Genomic DNA, 18438 nt, shown 5'->3' with positions numbered 1-18438 from the left:
ACCGGTCGGTTCGCCGATCAAAAGCTACTAACAGAATCGCCTCGAGCCAGTAGACAGGAGCCGACGCCGATGGATCTCGCGAGGCTATCCGAACCGATCGCGACCGGTCGTCTCGGCCGCGCGCTCTCGCGGCTCGTGCCCGCGACGGCCGTCTGGGACCGCGAGTGGGACGTCTGCTGTGTTCTCGACGGCTGTCGCCTCGATCTCATGCGCGAGGCGGCCGCGGCCGGCCACGAGACGCTGCCGGGGCCAGACGGGGTCGACTCGCTGTGGTCGGTCGGCTCGCAGTCGGCCGAGTGGATGGACCGGACCTTCGCGCCCGCACACCGGGCGGAGATGGATCGAACCGCCTACGTGACCGGCAATCCCTTCTCCTCGCAGTCCTGCGAACACATCCTCGTCACCTCCGACGAGGTGTTACCGCTCTCGGACGCCGACTTCGGCGTCTTCCACGAGGCCTGGCGGGACGACTGGGTCGACGACGACATCTCGACGATCCCGCCCGAGTCGCTGACCGACGCCGCGGTCGCGATCTGGCGCCGCCGCGAGGAGCTCGGCGTCGATCGCGTCCTCGTCCACTACATGCAGCCCCACGCGCCCTTCCGATCGCAGCCGGAGTGGTTCTTCGGCTCGGCCGACATCGAACACTGGGGCCAGTTCACCGACGGCGGGGACGTCGAGGGCGACGACGCGGACCTCGACCTCGAGGACCTCACGCCCGAGGAACGGGAGGCGCTGGAGGCCTTCGCCGAGGCCGACGACGACGAGGGCTCGACGAACGACCCCTGGCTGCGGGTCCGCGACGGCGACCTCTCCGTCGAGGCGGTCTGGCGGGCCTACCGGGACAACCTCGAGTGGGTCTTGGACGACGTCGCGCGCCTGCTCGAGAACTGCGACGGCCGGGTCGCGATGACCAGCGACCACGGTAACGCCCTCGGCGAGTTCGGCGTCTGGTCGCACCCGCCCGGGACGCCGGTGCCCGCCGTGCGACGCGTCCCGTGGGTGGTCCGCGACGGGGTGGATCGGGGGACCTGCGACCCGGCGCTCCCGGACGCGATCAGCGAAGGTGGCGACCGCGACGGCGCGGGCGGCCGCGCGAGCGACGAGCGCGACGGCGACGATGACGTCGAATCGCGCCTCGAGGCGCTGGGGTACCGGTGACGGCGACGGACCCGCTACCCGGTCGCCTGCGGGACGCCGTCTACGCGCTCCGGACGGCACGGCTGGGCCTCGAGCGCCGCCGTCTCGATTACGGTCGCGAGACCGAGGAGCGAGCCGAGCGGTTGGCGGGCGTCCTTCCAGCCTCCGTCGCGGAACTGCGCGAATACGAACGGGAGTACGAGGCCCTCGAGTGGTTCCACGAGACCTACGCCGACCGCGTCGCTGAGATCCACGATGCCGGCGTCGCGACCAACACCACTCACTGGCGCGACGGGGTGACGCTCTACGTCGTCTGTCGTGCCCTCGAGGTCGAGACCGCCGTCGAGACGGGCGTCCTGTTCGGCTCGTTCGACGCGCACGTGCTGGCGGCGATGGAGGCCAACGGCGGCGGGACGCTGCATTCGGTCGACCTCCCCGGCGGGCCGCCCGGCCCCTTCGAGTACGGCCATCTGATTCCGGATCGGTGTCGGGAGCGCTGGGAGCTGCATCGGGGTGACGCGCGGGCGGTCTTGCCGGACCTGCTCGAGAGCGTCGGCCCCGTCGACCTCTTCCTGCACGACTCGGACCACCGGCTACCCCACATGCGCTTCGAGTACGAGACGGCGCTCTCCCACCTCGAGCCAGGCGGGGTGCTGGCGAGTCACGACGTACGGCTCTCGCGACTGTTCGATCGGTTTACCGAGGAAAACGGATTACAGTCGTGCGTGGTCTGCGATACGGGAATCGGGCGGCAATCACGATAGCGCTCGACGCGAACTCGTGTCGGTGGCGGCGAATCGGTTGATAGACGCACATTTTTTTACTGTAGTCCCATAGCTGGCGTATGGAGCAGATGACGCAGACGATTCTGATCAGCGTGATCGCATTCATCGGTGCGTTGATTTTCCTCGGACTCTCCGTTTATCCCTTCCAGTATGGATTCCTGGAAAGCGTTCTCTTGGCGGGAGGCTTCGTCGTTCTTTCACTCGTTGAGTTCGTCGTGGACGATGCAGCTATCTGACGGTGAGTCGCGCCAGGTACGACTCCCCACCTCCTCATCCGCGCTGTCCCTATGGGACTCGCACGGATTCCGTCGTCCGTGAGGACGGAGTGAGCGAACGCGTCCGTGGGGACGGACTGAGCGAACTCACCTAAGTGACGCGCGGGGACGCGCTCGGACGACGTTCCCTTGCGTAACGCGCGCAGCGACCTTTTCAGTGCGTTCGTGCTAGGGACCCCGTGGTTCGACTCTCGACTATCGTCATCCTCGTCGGACTCGTGCGGTTCACGCCGCTCCCGCCGCCGTTGGGGATCGTTCTCGGAGCGACCCTGATACTCGCCGGGATCGCGCTCAGAGTGTTCACGGACAAATAGTGCGTTCGAACGGTATCCGGCTCGAGGAGCGTCACCGATCCGATCTCACTCCGGCCGCGGGTCGGTGAAGAGATCCCCCGCGGGGGACAGCCCCGAAAGGGCGTCCGCGGCCAGCACCGCGGCCGCGCCGGTCCAGGTCGGCCGCTCGCCGGGCCAGAACGCCTCGTCCTCGAACTGGTAGCCCGTCCAGAAGATCCCGTCGTCGTCGGTCCATCGGAAGAGCCAGTCGTAGATCTCTCGAGCGCGCTCCGTTCGGCCGATCGCGGCCAGCGAGAGCACGAGTTCGCAGGACTCGGCGACGGTCACCCACGGCTCGTCGGCGACGCAGCGACAGCCCAGCCCCTCCTCGAGAAAGCGCTCCGTCCCGGCCTCGAGGCGCTCGCGCGCCGCGTCGCCGGTCACCACGCCACAGAGGACGGGATAGAACCAGTCCATCGCGTATCGGGACTTGCTCTCCCAGGTGCGGTCGAACCGGTCGGGGCGGCTCCGGATCGCCTCGCCGAGGGCGGCGCGGGCCTCGAGCCAGCGGTCGCGGACCTCGGCGCGGCCGAGAACGTCCGCGATCCCGGCGCCGCAGGCCAGGCTCTTGTAGATCGAGGCGCAGCCGGCGATCAGCGCGTCCTCGTAGACCTCGCCGTCGGGGTCGACGGTCCAGTAGATCTCGCCCGTTGGGGCCTGGTGATCGCAGGCGAACTCGAGGGCGTCGCGGACGGTCGGCCAGAGGATCTCGAGAAATTCGCGGTCGCCGGTACACAGGAAGTGGTGGGACGCGCCGACGGCGACGTAGGCGCTCCGATGCGTCTCCTTGCGCGGTTCGTCGCCGTCGTGGGCACCGTCGCCGTCCTCCGGCTCGCCGTAGGTCGCCCACAGCGCCCCGTCGTCGTGTTGGGCCTCGCCCACCCAGCGGTAGGCGCGGCGGGCGGCGTCGGGGCGGCCGGCGATCGACAGCGCCATCGCGCTCTCGACGTGGTCCCAGGGGTCGGCGGGGCCGTCGGGATACCAGGGGATCAGGCCGTCCGCGCGCTGGACGCGCTCGATGTAGTCGACCGCGGGCTCGAGGCCCCAGTCGGCGAGCGACCGCGGCCCGGAGCCGTCGCTCACGCTGGCCCCTCCAGTTCGAAGTAGTAGACGACGCTCTTGCCCACCAGCGGATCGAGCGCCCGCTCGAGCAGTCGCACCGGCCGGGGCGACTCGAGGACGTCCCACTCGAGGAAGCGGTCGTAGGCCCGCAGGGGAAGCGGCGCCTCGCCGCGCTCGTCGCGGTCCCACCAGAGACACTTCAGCCACCAGTAGGGGGCGTGCAGCGCGTGGGCGAAGTGGCCGTCGGTGCGCCGGAAGCCGCGCCGCTCGATCGCCTCGCGCAGTTCCTCGCGGTCGAAGATGCGGACGTGGCCGCCCTCGACCTGATGGTACTCGTCCGAGAGCGCCCAGCAGACCCGCTCTGGCCCCTCGCGGGGAACGCTCACCGCCAGCGTGCCCCCCGGCTTGCAGACGCGCCGGAGTTCGTCCAGCGCCGACTCGTAGTCCGGCAGGTGCTCTAAGACTTCGGTACAGCAGACGACGTCGAAGGCGCCGTCCTCGAAGGGGAGTCGGAGCGCGTCGCCCGTCGCGAACGCCACCGGCACGTCCGTCTCGGGGGCGATGTACGCCTCGTAGTCCTCTCGGGCCGCCGTCAGATTCGATCGCTCGAGGTCGATACCGACGACCTCGCGGACGTTCTCGAGGGCGGCGGCGTGGACGTGTCGGCCCTCGCCGCAGCCGACGTCTAAGACGCGCATCCCCGGCGTCAGCGTGAGCCGGTCGAAGTCGATCGTCTCCACGGTCAGGCCTCCCGGTTCCGTCGGGCCTCGATCGCGGTTCGGTACGTGCGGACGGTCTCGCGGGCGGCCCGCTCCCAGTCGAACTCCTCGACGATTCGATCACGGGCCCGCTCGCCTAGCCGGCGGCGCCGGTCGTCGTCCGCGAGCAGGCCGCGGATCGCGTCGGCCATCGCCGCGGCGTCGCCGGGGTCGACGAGGACGCCGGCGTCGCCGACCACCTCGGGCAAGGCGCCGCCGGTGGTGGCGACGACGGGGACGCCACAGGCCATCGCCTCGCCCGCGGGGAGGCCGAAGCCCTCGTACAGCGAAGGGACGACGGCGACGTCGGCGGTGCCGTAGAGTTCGACCATTCGATCGTAGCTGATCTCGCTGTGGGTCTCGACGGCGTCCTCGATTCCCAACTCCGAGATCAGCCGGTCGCAGTCGCCGCCCTCGTCGAACTCGCCGACGACGACGAGTTCGGCGTCGACGGTCTCGCGAACGTCCGCGAAGGCCTCGAGCAGATAGCGGGCGCCCTTCAGCGGGACGTCGGCGCTGACGGTCGTCATCACGCGCGGGCGGTCGTGCTCGCGGTCGACGGGTTCGAACAGGTCGGTGTCGATCCCGTTGTGGACGACGCGGAGCGCGTCGGGATCGGCGCCGAAGTCGGCGACGGTGCGGCGCTTGGCCGATTCGGAGACGGTCAGCACGTGGGGGAGCTCGCGAACGACCTCGCGTTGCATCCGGAGGAATCGGTACCAGCGGCGGATCAGCAGCCGCTCGCCCCAGCCGTCGGCCGCGGCGAGGGCGACGTCGCGGTCGACGGTGATCGGGTGGTGGACCGTCGCCACGACGGGGTGGCCCCGTTCGTGCAGCGTCCGGAGGCCGTAACACAGCGACTGGTTGTCGTGGATCACGTCGTACTCGGGTCGCCGTTCCTCGAAGTAGTCGACCACGCGGCGGCCGAAGGCGTAGGGGTCGGGAAAGCCGCCGGTGAGCGCGCTCAGCCACTCGTACATCGCCAGCGGATCGCGGAGGTAGGCGGGTTCGAACTGGCCGAGTCGGTCGAGTTCGTCGACGACGTTCTCGCCGGGCAGCTTCACCAGCCCGACGTCGTCGTCGAGTTCGGGGTAGGGCTTCCCCGAAATCACGTCGACAGAGTGGCCGAGGTCGGTCAGCGCCCGGCTCAGGTACTTCACGTAGACGCCCTGGCCGCCGGAGTAGGGGTTCGATCGGTAGCTCAACAGACAGATATCCAGCGGTTCGCCCTCGAGTCGCGCCGATCCGGGCGTCGGCCCGGTCTCCGCTGTCGCTTCCGTAGCGGTCGACCCCCCTGCCGACGCGGACGAGGTGAGGACGCTCCCCCGGAGAAGACGCCTGAACGTATCACTGACCATCGCAGTCTATCCTTCATGTGTGGGCACTCACTAATAAACCTCCCGCTAGTGTACTGTTTCTAGACGGTGTCCGGTCGCGAGAGACGACCGTCCAGGGCGCCGGTTCTCGTTCGCGAGGATCGTTGGACATAGGGCCTCGAGAGGCCCGATACGGCGCTGTTCGAAATATCGGTCCCGACGGGGCTCGGACCGGACTGTTCGGCCGAAGTGTCTGAAAACCGAGAATCGAACGACGATCCGGAGGGTTACTGGACGTCTCGCCGCATCGCGATCTCGAACCAGGGACAGAGGCGGAGCTGGCGGTACCACTCCGGGTTCGAGTGGAGTCGCTCGTAGGGAACCCACATCAGGCCGGCGACCTCCTCCTCGTTGGGGTCGAGGTCGCGGTCGGACAGCGTCAGTTGCAAGACGGCACAGACCTCGTGTTCGACGCCCGCGTTCTCGAAGTAGCGCTTGTACTCGAAGCGGTCGGTCAGCCGCAGGTCGCCGTACTGGTCGGGGGAGATCCCCAGTTCCTCCTCGAGTCGCTGGCGCGTCGCCTCCTCCTGGCTCTGTCCTTCGACGGGGTGGGAGGCGACGGTTCCGTCCCAGTAGGTCCCCCAGAGACGCTTGTCGGGGGCGCGCTGGGCCAGCAGGATGTTCCCCTCGCCGTCGAAGACCAGCGACGTGAACGCCCGGTGGCGAATCCCGTCACCGGTGTGGGCCTCGAGTCGGTTGACGAGGTCGAGTTCGTTGTCGTCGGCGTCGACGGCGATCACGTCCTGTTCGGCGTTCTCGTGGGACAGCTCGTCCCGTGGCGTGCTCATATCACCACAATCGCAGAGGGTCTTGAAACCAGTATCGTCTCGTCGTCCGGGAGGAACCCGCTCGGCGTCGAGCCCGTCACGCGCGTCAGACGAGTCCGTCGTCCGCCGCCTCCTCGTCGTCCGGGTCGACCCGATACTCGCTTCCGACGGCGATCTCGAGCGCGTTCGGCTCAGTCTCGAGGGCGAGGTGTTCGGTCTCGAGCATCTCGCCGTCCAGACTGTACTCGACCGCGTCTCGGCGGCTCTCGATCTCGAGCGCCGGCGTCCGCCGGGTGATGATACAGTCGCTGTCGCCGTCGAACAGCCCCTCGCGGGCCGCACCGCTGAGCAGATTCATGGCCGCGGTATCTTCGACGATCGTGACCTCGAGCAGGCCGTCTTCGACGTCGGCCTGTGCGGTCCGCGCGCCGGTGAACCGCCGGCAGTTCCCGATGAGAACGAACAGGGCCTCGCCCTCCCAGGCCCGCGCTCGCTCGCCGTTCGGTCCCGCGGCCGTCTTCACCCGCAGCGGGAGCGAGTCGAACTCGCCGACCGTCTCGATCGTGTTCTTCACGTACGCGAGCACGCCGAGCTCTGCCTTGCTCTCCGAGGAGGTCTCGCCGCTCGCCGCGGCGGTGATCCCGCCGACACAGGAGTTGGCGAAGACGCGATCGTTCGCGATCCCGAGGTCGATCCGCCGACGGCGGCCGTCCTCGATCACCTCGAAGGCGTGCTCGATGCTCTCGACGCCGATATTGGCCGCGAAGTTGTTCCCCGTCCCCGCGGGGACGACCGCGACGGTCGTCGACTCGAGGGCGTCCGCCGCCGCGACGCCGTTGGCGACGGCGTTGACCGTCCCGTCGCCGCCGGCCGCGGCGACGAGGTCGGCGTCGGGAGCGGCCTCGCGGGCGAACCGCTTCGCGTCGCCGCCTTTCTCGGTCTTTCGAATCTCGAAACCGTGAGCGGTCGCCAGTTCCACGACGTCGTCGACGTGATCCCCGCTGCCGCTGACGGGATTGAGAACGAGAACGCGGTCGCTCGCACCGTCGGATCCCATACTGCAGGACATGCCGGCCGCACGCAAAAGGGTCTGCCCGGCGTTTGCCCCAGTATGTACTCGGTCGACCTCCACGCGCACACGCGATTCTTCCACGGTCGGCGACGCCTCGGCGACCGGTTCGACCCGCTTGGCGTCCGACTGCTCGCCCGGGCCGCCGACCGCCGCGGCCTCGCGGGCGTCGCGACGACCAACCACGACTACTACACGCCGCTCGAGCCGCCCGGCGGCGCGCAGACGCTGCCGGGGATCGAGATCACGACCGACCGCGGCCACGTCCTCGTCGTCGGCCCCGACCCGCCCGCCGCGACGAAACCCGGCGCGCTCTCCCCCGAGGAGGCGGTCGCGCTGGCCCACGACCGGGACTGCGCCGCGATCGTCGCCCACCCCTTCCGGAACAGCACGGTGCGAGAACTCGAGGACATCCCCTTCGACGCGATCGAGGTCAACGGCAAACACCCGCGCTCGCGGCCGCTCGTTGAGCAACTGGCCGAAGAGCGCGATCTCCCGCTGGTCGGCGGTAGCGACGCTCACTATCCCTTCGAGGTGGGGCGGGCGTACACGGTCGTCGAGGCCGACGAGCTCACGCCCGAGTCGATCGTCGACGCGATCCGCGACGGTCGCGTGAGCGCGCGCGTCTCCGAGTCGCTGCTGGACCGACTGCTGCGCCGGGGCTATCGGGCGATCCACCGCCGCAAGCACGTGATCGACGCGATCGAGCGGCCGACGCCCGGCGTCGGCCCGCCGCCGGGAGAGGACTGATCGGAGATGAAGCGTCTCCCTGCCGGAGCAAGTGACGAACAGGGAAATTCTGCGGTGGCGCGCGCCGTATCGTGGTGAGCGAACAGCGAACCTCGATGCGAAGCCGCGCGAGGGATGAGTGAGCGAGCCTGCGAGCGAACGAATCGGCTGGGGAGGCAGTGGTTACTCCCTGTTGTCAAGATAAGAGGGTCGCGACTCGTCTTCTCGGTACCGTCGAAGCAGTCGCTTCCCAGAGGTACTCGGGGACGGTTGGTCCACAGAGATATCGCTCGCAGGAGCGTTCTTTGAGGCCAATTCGGCGAAGTAGGAACATCAAGATACCTGGAAGATAAGCGGTTCACTCGTGCTGGCGGCAAGGAATCGCCACATCCTCCCCAACCGATTCGTTCGCTCACGGGTCGTTCCTCCCCGTTCGCTATCCCGAGGCGCTTTGCGCCTCGCGTCGCTCGCAGGCTCGCTCACTCATCCCTCGCACGATGTCGTCGATCGGCCCTCGTATTCGCTCTGGCCGATCAACAGCGCGCGCCACCGTGATTGCTCGTTTTGTCAGCGCTTACGGTCGTGGAGGCGATCTAGCTTAGCCGAGTTCTTCGTCCAGAATTAGCCGCGTTTTCGTGCTCACGACCTCCTCCTGATCTCGGGCCTTCGTGATCAGATCGTTGACCCCGCGCGTGTCCGCGGCGTCGACGACGAGCACGACGTCCTGTTCGCCCGAGACCATCCAGACGAAGTCCACCTCGTCCCACTCGGCGATCCGTTCGGAGACGGCCTTGGTGTCGACGTCGACCGCGACGCTGAGCTCGATCATCGCCTGGACGTTGCCCGTCCGGGTCGAGATCGTGAATCGCTCGATGACGTCCTCGTCCATCATCCGCTCGACGCGGTTGCGGACGGTCCCCTCGCTCGTCCCGACCTCGTCGGCGATCTCGGTGTACGGCGTCCGCGAGTCCCGCCGGAGGATATCGAGAATCTGTCGGTCCAGATCGTCCATGGAGATGCGTGGCTACGCGTGACCCGCACTTACCGATTACGAAAATCGTAACTGAGCTTCGAAGACAACACTTATGATGGTGCATCCGATACGTAGATCGTAATGACGGAAGCCTACGTCGCACTGGAAGACGGCCGCGTACTCGAGGGACGTGGTCGCGCTCCGGGCACGGCTCGCGGGGAACTCGTTTTCACGACAGCGTACACGGGATACGAAGAGAGTCTGACCGACCCCTCCTACGAGGAGCAGGTCCTGACCTTCTCGTACCCATTGATCGGAAACTACGGCGTCCGCGAGGAGCGGTTCGAGGACGACCGCGTCCACCCCCGCGCCGCGCTCGCCAAGGAGTTCACCGAGGACGTCGCCGAGTGGCTCGCGAGCGAGGGCGTCCCGGCGGTCGACCACCTCGACACGCGAGAGGTCGTCACCACCATCCGCGACGGCGGCGCCATGAAGTGTGGCATCGCCGTCGGCGAGGACGTCACCGAGGAAGACGCTAAGGAGCAACTCGAGCAGTGCAAGGGGATGAGCGAGCACACCGAGATCGGCCAACAGGTCAGCGTCGACGAGACTGAAGTCTACGGCGCCGACAACGACGGCGAGACCGTCGCGCTGGTCGACTGCGGCGCGAAGGGCTCGATCGTCGACTCGCTGCTCGCCCGCGACGCCGAGGTCCACGTGCTCCCCCACGACGCGAGCGTCGACGACGTCGCGGCCGTCGACCCCGACGTGCTGTTCATCTCGAACGGTCCCGGCGATCCGGTCAACTTCGAACAGGCGATCACGCTCGTCGAGGAGTTCGTCGAGGACACGCCCGTCGCCGGCATCTGTCTCGGCCAGCAGATCGTCGCCGAGGCGCTGGGCGGCACCACCGAGAAGATGGACTTCGGCCACCGCGGCGTCAACCAGCCCGTCCTCGACCTCGAGTCCGGTCAGGTCGTCATGACCACTCAGAACCACGGCTACACGGTCGCCGAGCCGGGTGAGCACCTCGAGGTCACCCAGATCAACGTCAACGACGACACGCCCGAGGGGATCGACGGCATCGAGTACGACGTCATCACCCGTCAGTACCACCCCGAAGCCAACCCCGGCCCCGAGGACACGCTGGACTTCTTCGACGACGTGCTCGCGATGGCTTCCGAGCGAGCGGACACGCAGGCGGTTCCCGCCGACGACTGATCGGCGGACGCGAGTTTCGTTTTCTGCCGTTCGAACCGCATCGCCACGTAGCGACTGGATCGGCTCGCCGCGGACGAGGCCAGGTCGACCGGGCCGCGTCGATCGATTGTGCACGGTCGCCCCGTTCTCGTGTCATCTAGATATATTTATGCCATAGCTAACAGAATCTTCGAGTATGACTCTCGATCGCCGCTTCCGGTCCCTGCTAGCGAACGAGCGCTGGCGGTACGCGATCGTCGGCGGTCTCGTCGCGGTCCCGTTGACGACGCTCTCCTACTGGCAAACGGGAAGCGAAATCGGTCTCTGGCCGATCGGTCTCGGCGGACTTCTCGCGGGCTATTGGTTCGAGGGATCGGCGGCCGAGCGGACCCGAGTCGGCGTTCGGGCCGGCCTCGTCGGTGCGCTGCCGACGGCCTGGCTGCTGGTCGATCTGCTGTGGTTCATCCACGTCGAACTCAGAGGGTCGGCACCGTCGCGGTTGCTCCAGTCCGCCGTCGCAGTCGTGGGCGTCGCCGGCATCATCGCGCTCGCTGCCCTCGCTGGGACGATCGGTGCGAGAATCGGTGGCTGGTTGCGCGGAAAACTCGACCGGGACGGGCCGTCCGTCGCCGCAGGGTGAGGCGGTCAGCTGTCGGGGCGGTCGTCGTCATCCGTCAGTGATTCGGCGCCCTCGAGTCGCTCGGCCCGCTCGAGGATCGCCGCGTCGTCGACGGCCTCGAGGAGGACCTCGTCGTCGAGCGCATCCGCCAGCTGCCGCTGGCCCCGTTCGGCCCGCCGCGTCGCGGTCTCGTCGTCGAGATAGGTGTCGTCGCGCTCGTCGGCGTACGCCTCGGCGAGCCGCCGGACCTCGTCCGCCTCGAGTCCGTCGGGCGCCTCGGCCGCGAAGAGTTCCACCCAGCGTTCCGGATCGGCCCACTCCTCCTGTCGGTTCTCGAGGTACCGACGCCAGTCGTACCGCTCCGCAAAGCGACCCCAGTAGCCGTCCGCTCGGCGAAGGTCCCGGAGCAGCGCTCGAGCGACCGTCGCGCCGTGGCCCGCCGCGATGATCGCCTGATCGCCGCAGCCGGCCAGCGGGCCGGCGACGTAGAGTCCGTCGACCGACGTTCGACCCTCGGTGTCCGGATAGTTGCGGTCGAACCGCTCGACCTGCTCGCCGTTTTTCTCCTCAGTGATAAACAGCGCCTCGTCGTCGTCCAGTCCGCGGAGGTACTCGCCGTCGTACTTCGTCGCCGCGATCACGAACCGGGCCGTCATCGTCCCGTCGTCCTGTGTCTCGAGTCGGAACCCTCCGCTCTCGCCATTTTCGCATTCTTCGAGCGCGACGACCGATTCCACGAGTCCCTCCCGGAGGCGACACCCCGCCTCCTCGGCGTGAGTCTGTGCCAACTCGAGGAACCGCTCGACGTCGATCCCGCAGGGGAAGCCGAGGTAGTTCTCGAGGCAGGCACACCGGCGCAGCGAGGAGGGACCGCGGTCGAAGACGACCGTCTCGAGGCCGTACCGCGCGGTGAAGACGCCGGCCGAGCAGCCGGCGGGGCCGCCGCCGACGACGGCGACGTCGGCGTCGAACGGTTGGTCGGCGCCACCGTCGCCGCTGGGAGCCTCGCCGATCATCTCACGCTCCGTCGGTGATGATCTCGGCGACGCGGTCGCGGTCGAACAGCCGTTCGTCCGCCGGAATGTCCGGGTACGACTCGCCGGGTTCGAAGCCTGGCCACTCGCCGAACTGCTCGGGGTAGAGCTGCTTGGCCGTCATCTCGAGCTGGAAGAGGTTCATGATCGGTCCCTGGTAGCGCATGCCGCCGGCGACGACGCGGTCGTTTCGCACCGCCTGCAGTTCGCTGCCCACGGAGTGTTCCTCGAGGGCAGTCCGGGCGTCGCCGATGGGGTACTGCGACGTGATCCCCCAGAGGTGGATGAGGACGTCCGGATCGACCTCGAGCATCGTCTCGTAGCTGTAGTTCCCCCAGTCGCCCGACCACTCCCGGTCGGCGAAGGCGTCGCGGGCGGCCAGCGGGCGCGTATCCGCGTGCCAGAAGCCGTCCGTGTTGAGGTGGTAGGTGTAGAACGCGTCGTTGTTCCAATCGTACGTGGCCCGCGCGACGGTCGGCCGCTCGCTCTCGGGCGGCAGGTTCTCCTCGATCTCCGAGTGAACCCCGTCGGCGATCTCGGCGAGGGCCTCGTAGCGGTCCCGCTCCTGAAAGACGGCCGCGATCTTCTCGAAGAGTTCCCAGAGCGTGTAGTACTCGTAGCTGTCGGCGTAGGCCTTCGCCGGCTCGGTGTGGACCCCGCTGTGGTAGCTTCCGACCCACGGACCGACCGTCTCGGCGATTCGTTCGATCTGGGACTGATCGAGATTGTCCTGGTTCGTCAGCAGGTACGACGGATCGAGGAAGTGCACGTCGTTGTCGGCACTGACGAGTTGCTCTTCCGTCACGGTGTCCGAGAGCGGGTTCTCCAGGCCCTCCCAGTCGAAGGAAACGCCCTCGAGCCGGTCGTAGAACCCGTTCATCGTCGGTCCCGACATCTCCGGCGAGAACAGCGTGTTCACCGCGTCGCCGTGGCCGAGCGCGACCGCCATGTCCGCGTACTGCGTGAAGGTGACGAAGGCGTCCTCGGGGACGGAATCGAACTCCATTTCCCCCATCGGCGCCATCGTTACCGTGTACGAGTCGGAGCCGTCCTCCGAGTCGCCGACATCACCACCGGTGATGCACCCGGCCATTGCCGCGCTCCCGGCCGCGATTCCCGTCGCCACGAACTCCCGTCGGCTTTGGTCGAGCCGCCGTATCGATCTCATACGATTTAGGCTCGCCTAACAAATCAAAAGTCGTTCGGTTTTTGGCCGGCTGAAACCACTGCGTCGACGGTGCTCGGTCGACCGCGGTCACGCGGCGAGCGCGTGCGTGATCAGGCGGCGAACGCGTGCATGATCAGGTGGCGAACGCGTACGTGACCGTCACGCTGGCGCTCACGCCGACGGGATCGGCTTCGATCTCCGTCGGCGGCGCGTCCGCCGCCGCGTCTGCGCTCGAGAGACTCTCTTCGACCGGCTGAACTCGAACATCACCGGTCGTGACGGCCGTCGTCCCCTCGAGTTCGACGTTCCGGTCGTCGGCGATGTGGGCCGCCTCTTCGTCGGCGGTGGCCAGCGCGGCGTCGATCGCCTCCCGTCGCAGCGTCGCTCGCGTCTCCTCTTGCAGCGCGAAGCGCACTCGCCCGACGTCGTCGGCGCCGGCCTCGATCGCCGCGTCGATGACCTCGCCGACGCGGCCGACGTCGGTGACCGTCACCTCGAAGGAGTGCGTACCCTCGAACCCCTCGGCGTCCCGATCGTGTACCGGGTGCACTCGGTACTGCCCCTCCTCGACGTTCTCCGAAGGGATGCCGAGGTCGTCGAACGTGTCGCGAAGCCCGTCGGCCCCCGTCGCCAGCTCGTCGGTCACGGCGTCGGCGCTCTCGCCGCTCGCCTGTACGCCCACGGTCACGACCGCCCGATCCGGGTCCGCCTCGACGTCGCCGCTGGCACTGACCGTGATCTCGCCGCGGTCCGCGCGCTCGCGCTCGTCGGCGGCCGATTCGGTCCGCGCGTCGGCATCGGTCCCGGCGTCGGTGTCACTCCGACCGCCTCCGATACAGCCCGCGATCGCCGCCGCGGTTCCGAGGCTTGAGGCCGCGAGGAACTGTCGTCGATCCATAGCTGACGGACGACGAGCGGCGGAAAAAAGCCCCGCCCGTGCTCGAACGGTCCGCCGAACCGCGAGCGTCCGCACGACCCGAATCCGTTCGGGGCAACTGGTAGTGGGGTCGTCGCGAGTGTCTGAACTGATGGGACCATCACTCGAGACCGCGGCCGAGATCGACGCCGCCGAGACCGTCGACGAACTGATCGGTCGAACGCCGCTGTTGCGACTGGACGCGTTCGCCGACAACTGCTTCGGAAAGCTCGAGGCGCACAACCCCTACTCGGTCAAGGATCGGATCGCGCGGGCGATCGTCGACGCCGCCGAGCGGGCGGGCGCGCTCGAGCCCGGCGACACCGTCGTCGAATCGACCAGCGGCAACACCGGCATCGGGCTGGCCGCGGTCTGTGCCGCCCGCGGCTACGACTGCGTGCTGACGATGCCGTCCTCGATGTCGACCGAGCGCCGCCAGCTCCTGAAGGCGTTGGGCGCCGACCTCGAGTTGACGCCCGCCGAGGACGGGATGGGCGGCGCGAACGAGCGCGCCGAGGAGCTCGTCGCCGAGCGCGAGGACGCGATCATGGCCCGCCAGTTCGAGAACGAGGCGAACCCGGCGGCCCACCGGGAGACGACCGGGCCCGAGATCTGGGACGCGACGGACGGCGCGGTCGACGCGGTCGTCGCGGGCGTCGGCACCGGAGGGACGATCACAGGCGTCTCCGAGTACATCAAGGAGGAGCGGGGGAAGACCGACCTCACGTCGGTCGCCGTCGAACCGGCCGCGTCGCCGACCCTCTCGGAGTTGAGCAGCGACGGCCACGACATTCAGGGGATCGGTCCCGGCTTCGTGCCCGACATCCTCCGAACCGAACTGGTCGACGAGGTGCGGTCAGTCGAGGGGGACGCAGCGAAGGAAGCGTCCCGGAAACTGGGTCGCACAGAAGGGGTCCTGGTCGGTATCTCTGCGGGCGCGGCGCTGGCGGCCGCGGCCGACTACGCGGCCGAACACCCCGACGAACTGGTCGTCGCCGTCCTCCCCGACACCGGGGAACGGTACCTCTCGACCGATCTCTACGAACGGGACTAGTTCGGACTGCCGTTGCCGACGACTTTCACTCGTCCGACCTTCAACGTGAATACGGATCGGAACCGGTCAGTTCCTGTACTCACGGCGTTCGAATCGGCGTTCGCTACGTACTGCTTGGTATCGCGTTCGGTCGCGTCTCGTCGGTTCTTCGTCGATCCGGTTTCCGGTCTGCGACACGCGATCGACGCCCTCAGGTCGGACGATCGATCGACCGGTTATTCCTCGGTGTACGCGTCGTACTTCCCTTCATACACGATGAGTCCGCTTTCCGTTCTGATACCGAGATCAGCGAAGTCGGTCTGGAGCTCCGAACCGCTGTTCGGTTCGCTATTGATTGACGTTCCGAGTTGTCCCCCGTCATTGTACAGGTAGAGCGTGTCCTCTCGCGTGATCTCCCCGTCGAGTTCACCGCGGAGATGAGTGCCGGCGAAGAAGTTGATCTGTGCACCCGACGGAATTGGCTCCCCGCGTTCGACCGTCACGATGAACGACGACTCGTCCGCGGCCGGTTCGATCGACAGTTCGAGTGCGCGCTCTCGGCCCTCGTCGACCCAGTCGGGTTCCTCGAGAGTCGCTTCGCCGACGTCCTCGAACGTCGCCGATTCGGTCACGATCATCGGCTCGTCGAACCGCTCGCCTTCCAGTTCGTACTGATAGCCGACTACCCCCGCTTCTGAGACAGCGATTGACGCCTCGAGATCGTCGTATCGGTCCATACGCTGAACGCTCTCGAGCGCGCTCGCGTCGATCACGTCGACCGATTCGAAGACGATGACCGGCGTGTCGTCGCGCTCGTCGAGTTCCGTCGCTTCGAACATCGCGGCGTCGATCAGCGCACCGAGCGTATCGGCGGCGTCGGCGTTCTCTCTCAGCTGAGGTCGGTCCTCTCTCCGATACCGTTCTTCGGAACCGTTCGAACTACGGACGAGAGCAGTGGGTCCGTCTGTCTCGGCGTCGAACCACACGTCCGTGCTCAGAAATCCGTCTTCGTCGTATGTGAGGTGGAGGGTGTCCCCGTCGACGGTCGTTGTCGCTTCGTTCTCTGAGTCATGCCGTCCCCTCATTTCCTCCCTCTCTCGAGTCAACTGAAACGATCCAGCCTCATCCAGCCGGTCGGCATGGACGGAGGCCAGATTCCGCCGGAATCCGTCTTGGTTGACCGCTTCCGGATACTCGAACGTCTCGAGCGTTAGTTCTTCCTCAGTCTCGTTGACGCTCTCAGCTCCGTCTGTCTGGTTACCGTCGGAGTCCCCCGGTTCCGAATCGCTCGGTTGCTCGTCTTCGCTACCGGTACAGCCAGCAGACACCGCTATCAGCGAAACTGCCGCTGTGAGTGCCGTTCTCCTATACATACACGCTCCAACTATTTTCAGACATTATGTAATTCACGGCCACGTATATGTATAGCAATTCGCAGCAACGAATATCAGCCATCGAGTAGCGTCGAGAAATCCTCATTCGGTGCGTCGTGCGCTCCTGACGGACCGAGAGGGTGCGACGAGAGGCGAGTGGCGCGCCGCTCTCGCTCAGTCGTGTCTGAAAGACCGCTGGCCCGTGAACGCCATCGCGATCCCGTGTTCGTCCGCGGCCTCGATCACGTCGTCGTCGTTGACCGACCCGCCGGGCTGGACGACCGCCTCGATGCCCGCCTCGGCGGCCTCCTCGATGCCGTCCGGGAACGGGAAGAAGGCGTCCGAGGCCATGACCGCGCCCTCGGCGTCCTTCCCCTCGGCGTGCTCGTCGGCCTTCATCGCCGCGAGTCGGACCGCGTCGACGCGGGAGACCTGGCCCATGCCGATGCCGACCGTCTCGGTGCCGTCCGCGAAGAGAATCCCGTTGGACTTGACGTGTTTGAGGGTCTGCCACGCGAAGACCATCGTCTCGAGCTCTTCCTCCGTGGGCTCGCGCTCGGTGACGACCTCGAGGTCGTCGACCGAGATCGACTGCAGGTCCCGTTCCTGCACGAGGCGGCCGCCCACGAGGGGCTTTTCGGTGAAGCGCTCCGTCCGTTCACCGAGTTCGCCGACGTCCAGCACGCGCAGGTTGTCCTTCTCGAAGAGGGTCTCGAGGGCGTCGTCGGTGTAGCCGGGCGCGACGACGACCTCCTTGAACGAGTCGATGATCTGCTCGGCCGTCGCGGCGTCGCACTCGCGATTCAGCGCGACGATGCCGCCGAAGGCGCTCATCGGGTCCGTCGAGAGGGCCTTCTCGTAGGCCTCGGCCAGCGAGTCGGCGGTCGCACAGCCGGCCGGGTTGGTGTGCTTGATCACCGCGGCGGCGGGTTCGTCGAACTCCTTGATGAGGTTCAGCGCGCCGTCGGCGTCGTTGTAATTGTTGTACGAGAGGGCCTTCGCGCCCTCGTTGAGCTGGTCGGCGTGGACGACGCTGGCCTCGTCGGTGGTGTAGTCGGTGTACACCGCGGCATCCTGATGGGGATTCTCCCCGTAGCGAAGGGTGTCGGCGCGGTCGTTCGAGACGATGCGTCGACTCGGAAGACCATCGTGATCGGCGTCCTCGACTCCCGCCACGTCGCTCTCGACGGTGACCTCGCCCGCCTCGAGGTCCACGTCCACGGCGTCCTCGGCGAACCACTTCACTGCACGCGGGTACGCGCGGAACTCGCCCTCGTAGAGGACCCGCTCCTTGAGCGTCTCCTCGTCGTCGCCCTCGTAGACCGGGATCGGCTCCTGGGTGACGATCGGGCCGGCGTCGACCTCGTCCTCGACGACGTCGCCGTCCTCGTCGGTCGCGTCCGTGACGACGTGGACCGTACACCCCGTGACGGAGACGTCGGCCTCGAGCGCGTCACCCCAGGCGTCTATCCCGGGGAACGCGGGCAGGAGCGCGGGGTGGACGTTCAGCGTCGTCGGCGCCTCGGAGAGGAAGGTGTCCGAGAGGATGCGCATGTAGCCGTCCAGGCAGACGAGGTCGAACTCGTGCTCGCTCAGCGCATCGAGGACGGCCTCCTCGTGCTCGCTCCGACTCATGTCGTCCTCGAGCGGCACGACCTCGGTCGGGATCCCGCGCTCGGCGGCGGCCTCGAGCACCGGTGCGTCCGCGTCGTTCGTGAGGACGACGGCCAGTTCGGCCCCGCCCGGGTTGCGATCGGCGATGTTCAACAGGTTGCGCCCTCGGTTGCCGGCCATCCCGGCGATTCGCGTCATGGTCGGAGTGGCGCCCG

The 18438-nt window shown here is 67.5% G+C and carries 18 protein-coding genes; 7 read left to right on the top strand and 11 right to left on the bottom strand.

Annotated features, from left to right (window positions below):
* Window positions 1–69 precede the first annotated feature (69 nt).
* The 3 genes from WD430_RS03580 to WD430_RS03570 all read left to right on the top strand — a co-directional run bounded on the left by WD430_RS03580 (window position 70) and on the right by WD430_RS03570 (window position 2161).
* On the top strand, window positions 70–1161 hold the full coding sequence (locus WD430_RS03580; RefSeq protein ID WP_339104662.1) for a hypothetical protein: 1092 nt from the start codon (window positions 70–72) through the stop codon (window positions 1159–1161).
* Complete coding sequence (locus WD430_RS03575; protein ID WP_339104661.1) at window positions 1158–1904, top strand: class I SAM-dependent methyltransferase; 747 nt, start codon at window positions 1158–1160, stop codon at window positions 1902–1904. The genes WD430_RS03580 and WD430_RS03575 overlap by 4 nt, the downstream gene beginning before the upstream one ends.
* Window positions 1905–1984: 80 nt before the next feature.
* Entirely contained in the window at window positions 1985–2161 is a 177-nt protein-coding gene (locus WD430_RS03570) for a hypothetical protein (protein ID WP_339104660.1), read from the top strand.
* Between the two features lie 398 nt (window positions 2162–2559).
* On the opposite strand, the gene WD430_RS03565 is transcribed toward WD430_RS03570, so the two are convergent.
* From WD430_RS03565 to WD430_RS03545, 5 genes are all read right to left on the bottom strand, one after another.
* Window positions 2560–3615 (bottom strand): prenyltransferase, encoded by a 1056-nt coding sequence (locus WD430_RS03565; RefSeq protein ID WP_339104659.1) that lies wholly within the window; start codon window positions 3613–3615, stop codon window positions 2560–2562.
* Complete coding sequence (locus WD430_RS03560; RefSeq protein WP_339104658.1) at window positions 3612–4334, bottom strand: methyltransferase domain-containing protein; 723 nt, start codon at window positions 4332–4334, stop codon at window positions 3612–3614. Before WD430_RS03560 ends, WD430_RS03565 begins: the two co-directional genes overlap by 4 nt.
* Window positions 4335–4336: 2 nt before the next feature.
* On the bottom strand, window positions 4337–5710 hold the full coding sequence (locus tag WD430_RS03555; RefSeq protein ID WP_339104657.1) for a glycosyltransferase family 4 protein: 1374 nt from the start codon (window positions 5708–5710) through the stop codon (window positions 4337–4339).
* Window positions 5711–5955: 245 nt separating this feature from the next.
* On the bottom strand, window positions 5956–6516 hold the full coding sequence (locus tag WD430_RS03550; RefSeq protein WP_339104656.1) for an NUDIX domain-containing protein: 561 nt from the start codon (window positions 6514–6516) through the stop codon (window positions 5956–5958).
* 85 nt (window positions 6517–6601) lie between these two features.
* Entirely contained in the window at window positions 6602–7552 is a 951-nt protein-coding gene (locus tag WD430_RS03545) for a YegS/Rv2252/BmrU family lipid kinase (protein WP_339104655.1), read from the bottom strand.
* Window positions 7553–7606: 54 nt separating this feature from the next.
* Here WD430_RS03545 and WD430_RS03540 point away from each other — a divergent pair, with 54 nt between their 5' ends.
* Complete coding sequence (locus tag WD430_RS03540; RefSeq protein WP_339104654.1) at window positions 7607–8314, top strand: PHP-associated domain-containing protein; 708 nt, start codon at window positions 7607–7609, stop codon at window positions 8312–8314.
* A gap of 577 nt (window positions 8315–8891) precedes the next feature.
* On the opposite strand, the gene WD430_RS03535 is transcribed toward WD430_RS03540, so the two are convergent.
* Entirely contained in the window at window positions 8892–9305 is a 414-nt protein-coding gene (locus WD430_RS03535) for an Lrp/AsnC family transcriptional regulator (RefSeq protein WP_339104653.1), read from the bottom strand.
* 102 nt (window positions 9306–9407) lie between these two features.
* On the opposite strand from WD430_RS03535, the gene carA reads away from it, so the two are divergent.
* The gene (gene carA / locus WD430_RS03530) at window positions 9408–10487 is read left to right on the top strand and encodes a glutamine-hydrolyzing carbamoyl-phosphate synthase small subunit (protein ID WP_339104652.1); all 1080 of its coding nucleotides are present in this window, start codon (window positions 9408–9410) and stop codon (window positions 10485–10487) included.
* A 175-nt stretch (window positions 10488–10662) separates the two neighbouring features.
* Window positions 10663–11106 carry a DUF5518 domain-containing protein gene (locus WD430_RS03525; protein WP_339104651.1) on the top strand — a complete coding sequence of 148 codons (444 nt, stop codon included), beginning with the start codon at window positions 10663–10665 and terminating at the stop codon, window positions 11104–11106.
* 5 nt (window positions 11107–11111) lie between these two features.
* Here WD430_RS03525 and WD430_RS03520 read toward each other — a convergent pair whose 3' ends face one another.
* From WD430_RS03520 to WD430_RS03510, 3 genes are all read right to left on the bottom strand, one after another.
* The gene (locus WD430_RS03520; protein WP_339104650.1) at window positions 11112–12101 is read right to left on the bottom strand and encodes an NAD(P)/FAD-dependent oxidoreductase; all 990 of its coding nucleotides are present in this window, start codon (window positions 12099–12101) and stop codon (window positions 11112–11114) included.
* 1 nt (window position 12102) lies between these two features.
* Entirely contained in the window at window positions 12103–13287 is a 1185-nt protein-coding gene (locus WD430_RS03515) for an ABC transporter substrate-binding protein (protein ID WP_339104649.1), read from the bottom strand.
* 133 nt (window positions 13288–13420) lie between these two features.
* On the bottom strand, window positions 13421–14185 hold the full coding sequence (locus WD430_RS03510) for an SIMPL domain-containing protein (RefSeq protein WP_339104648.1): 765 nt from the start codon (window positions 14183–14185) through the stop codon (window positions 13421–13423).
* 130 nt (window positions 14186–14315) lie between these two features.
* On the opposite strand from WD430_RS03510, the gene cysK reads away from it, so the two are divergent.
* Window positions 14316–15257 (top strand): cysteine synthase A, encoded by a 942-nt coding sequence (gene cysK, locus WD430_RS03505; RefSeq protein WP_339104647.1) that lies wholly within the window; start codon window positions 14316–14318, stop codon window positions 15255–15257.
* A gap of 215 nt (window positions 15258–15472) precedes the next feature.
* Here cysK and WD430_RS03500 read toward each other — a convergent pair whose 3' ends face one another.
* Window positions 15473–16321, bottom strand: a complete 849-nt coding sequence (locus WD430_RS03500) for a hypothetical protein (protein WP_339104646.1) — start codon at window positions 16319–16321, stop codon at window positions 15473–15475.
* Window positions 16322–16783: 462 nt separating this feature from the next.
* Window positions 16784–18421, bottom strand: a complete 1638-nt coding sequence (gene purH, locus WD430_RS03495; RefSeq protein ID WP_339104645.1) for a bifunctional phosphoribosylaminoimidazolecarboxamide formyltransferase/IMP cyclohydrolase — start codon at window positions 18419–18421, stop codon at window positions 16784–16786.
* Window positions 18422–18438: the final 17 nt, after the last annotated feature.

The organism is Haloterrigena sp. KLK7 (assembly GCF_037914945.1).
Taxonomy (GTDB): Archaea; Halobacteriota; Halobacteria; order Halobacteriales; family Natrialbaceae; genus Haloterrigena; species Haloterrigena salinisoli.
The sequence above is the reverse complement of the archived record's forward strand: the minus strand, read 5'-3'. Positions and strand labels throughout refer to the sequence as shown.

Excerpts from the sequence above, each read along its gene's own strand:
- WD430_RS03580 (WP_339104662.1), top strand. The coding sequence starts at position 70 with ATGGATCTCGCGAGGCTATCCGAACCGATCGCGACCGGTCGTCTCGGC.
- WD430_RS03570 (WP_339104660.1), top strand. The coding sequence starts at position 1,985 with ATGGAGCAGATGACGCAGACGATTCTGATCAGCGTGATCGCATTCATC.
- WD430_RS03555 (WP_339104657.1), bottom strand. The coding sequence starts at position 5,710 with ATGGTCAGTGATACGTTCAGGCGTCTTCTCCGGGGGAGCGTCCTCACC.
- WD430_RS03550 (WP_339104656.1), bottom strand. The coding sequence starts at position 6,516 with ATGAGCACGCCACGGGACGAGCTGTCCCACGAGAACGCCGAACAGGAC.
- WD430_RS03545 (WP_339104655.1), bottom strand. The coding sequence starts at position 7,552 with ATGGGATCCGACGGTGCGAGCGACCGCGTTCTCGTTCTCAATCCCGTC.
- WD430_RS03540 (WP_339104654.1), top strand. The coding sequence starts at position 7,607 with ATGTACTCGGTCGACCTCCACGCGCACACGCGATTCTTCCACGGTCGG.
- WD430_RS03535 (WP_339104653.1), bottom strand. The coding sequence starts at position 9,305 with ATGGACGATCTGGACCGACAGATTCTCGATATCCTCCGGCGGGACTCG.
- carA (WP_339104652.1), top strand. The coding sequence starts at position 9,408 with ATGACGGAAGCCTACGTCGCACTGGAAGACGGCCGCGTACTCGAGGGA.
- WD430_RS03525 (WP_339104651.1), top strand. The coding sequence starts at position 10,663 with ATGACTCTCGATCGCCGCTTCCGGTCCCTGCTAGCGAACGAGCGCTGG.
- WD430_RS03520 (WP_339104650.1), bottom strand. The coding sequence starts at position 12,101 with ATGATCGGCGAGGCTCCCAGCGGCGACGGTGGCGCCGACCAACCGTTC.
- WD430_RS03515 (WP_339104649.1), bottom strand. The coding sequence starts at position 13,287 with ATGAGATCGATACGGCGGCTCGACCAAAGCCGACGGGAGTTCGTGGCG.
- WD430_RS03510 (WP_339104648.1), bottom strand. The coding sequence starts at position 14,185 with ATGGATCGACGACAGTTCCTCGCGGCCTCAAGCCTCGGAACCGCGGCG.
- cysK (WP_339104647.1), top strand. The coding sequence starts at position 14,316 with ATGGGACCATCACTCGAGACCGCGGCCGAGATCGACGCCGCCGAGACC.
- WD430_RS03500 (WP_339104646.1), bottom strand. The coding sequence starts at position 16,321 with ATGAGGGGACGGCATGACTCAGAGAACGAAGCGACAACGACCGTCGAC.
- purH (WP_339104645.1), bottom strand. The coding sequence starts at position 18,421 with ATGACGCGAATCGCCGGGATGGCCGGCAACCGAGGGCGCAACCTGTTG.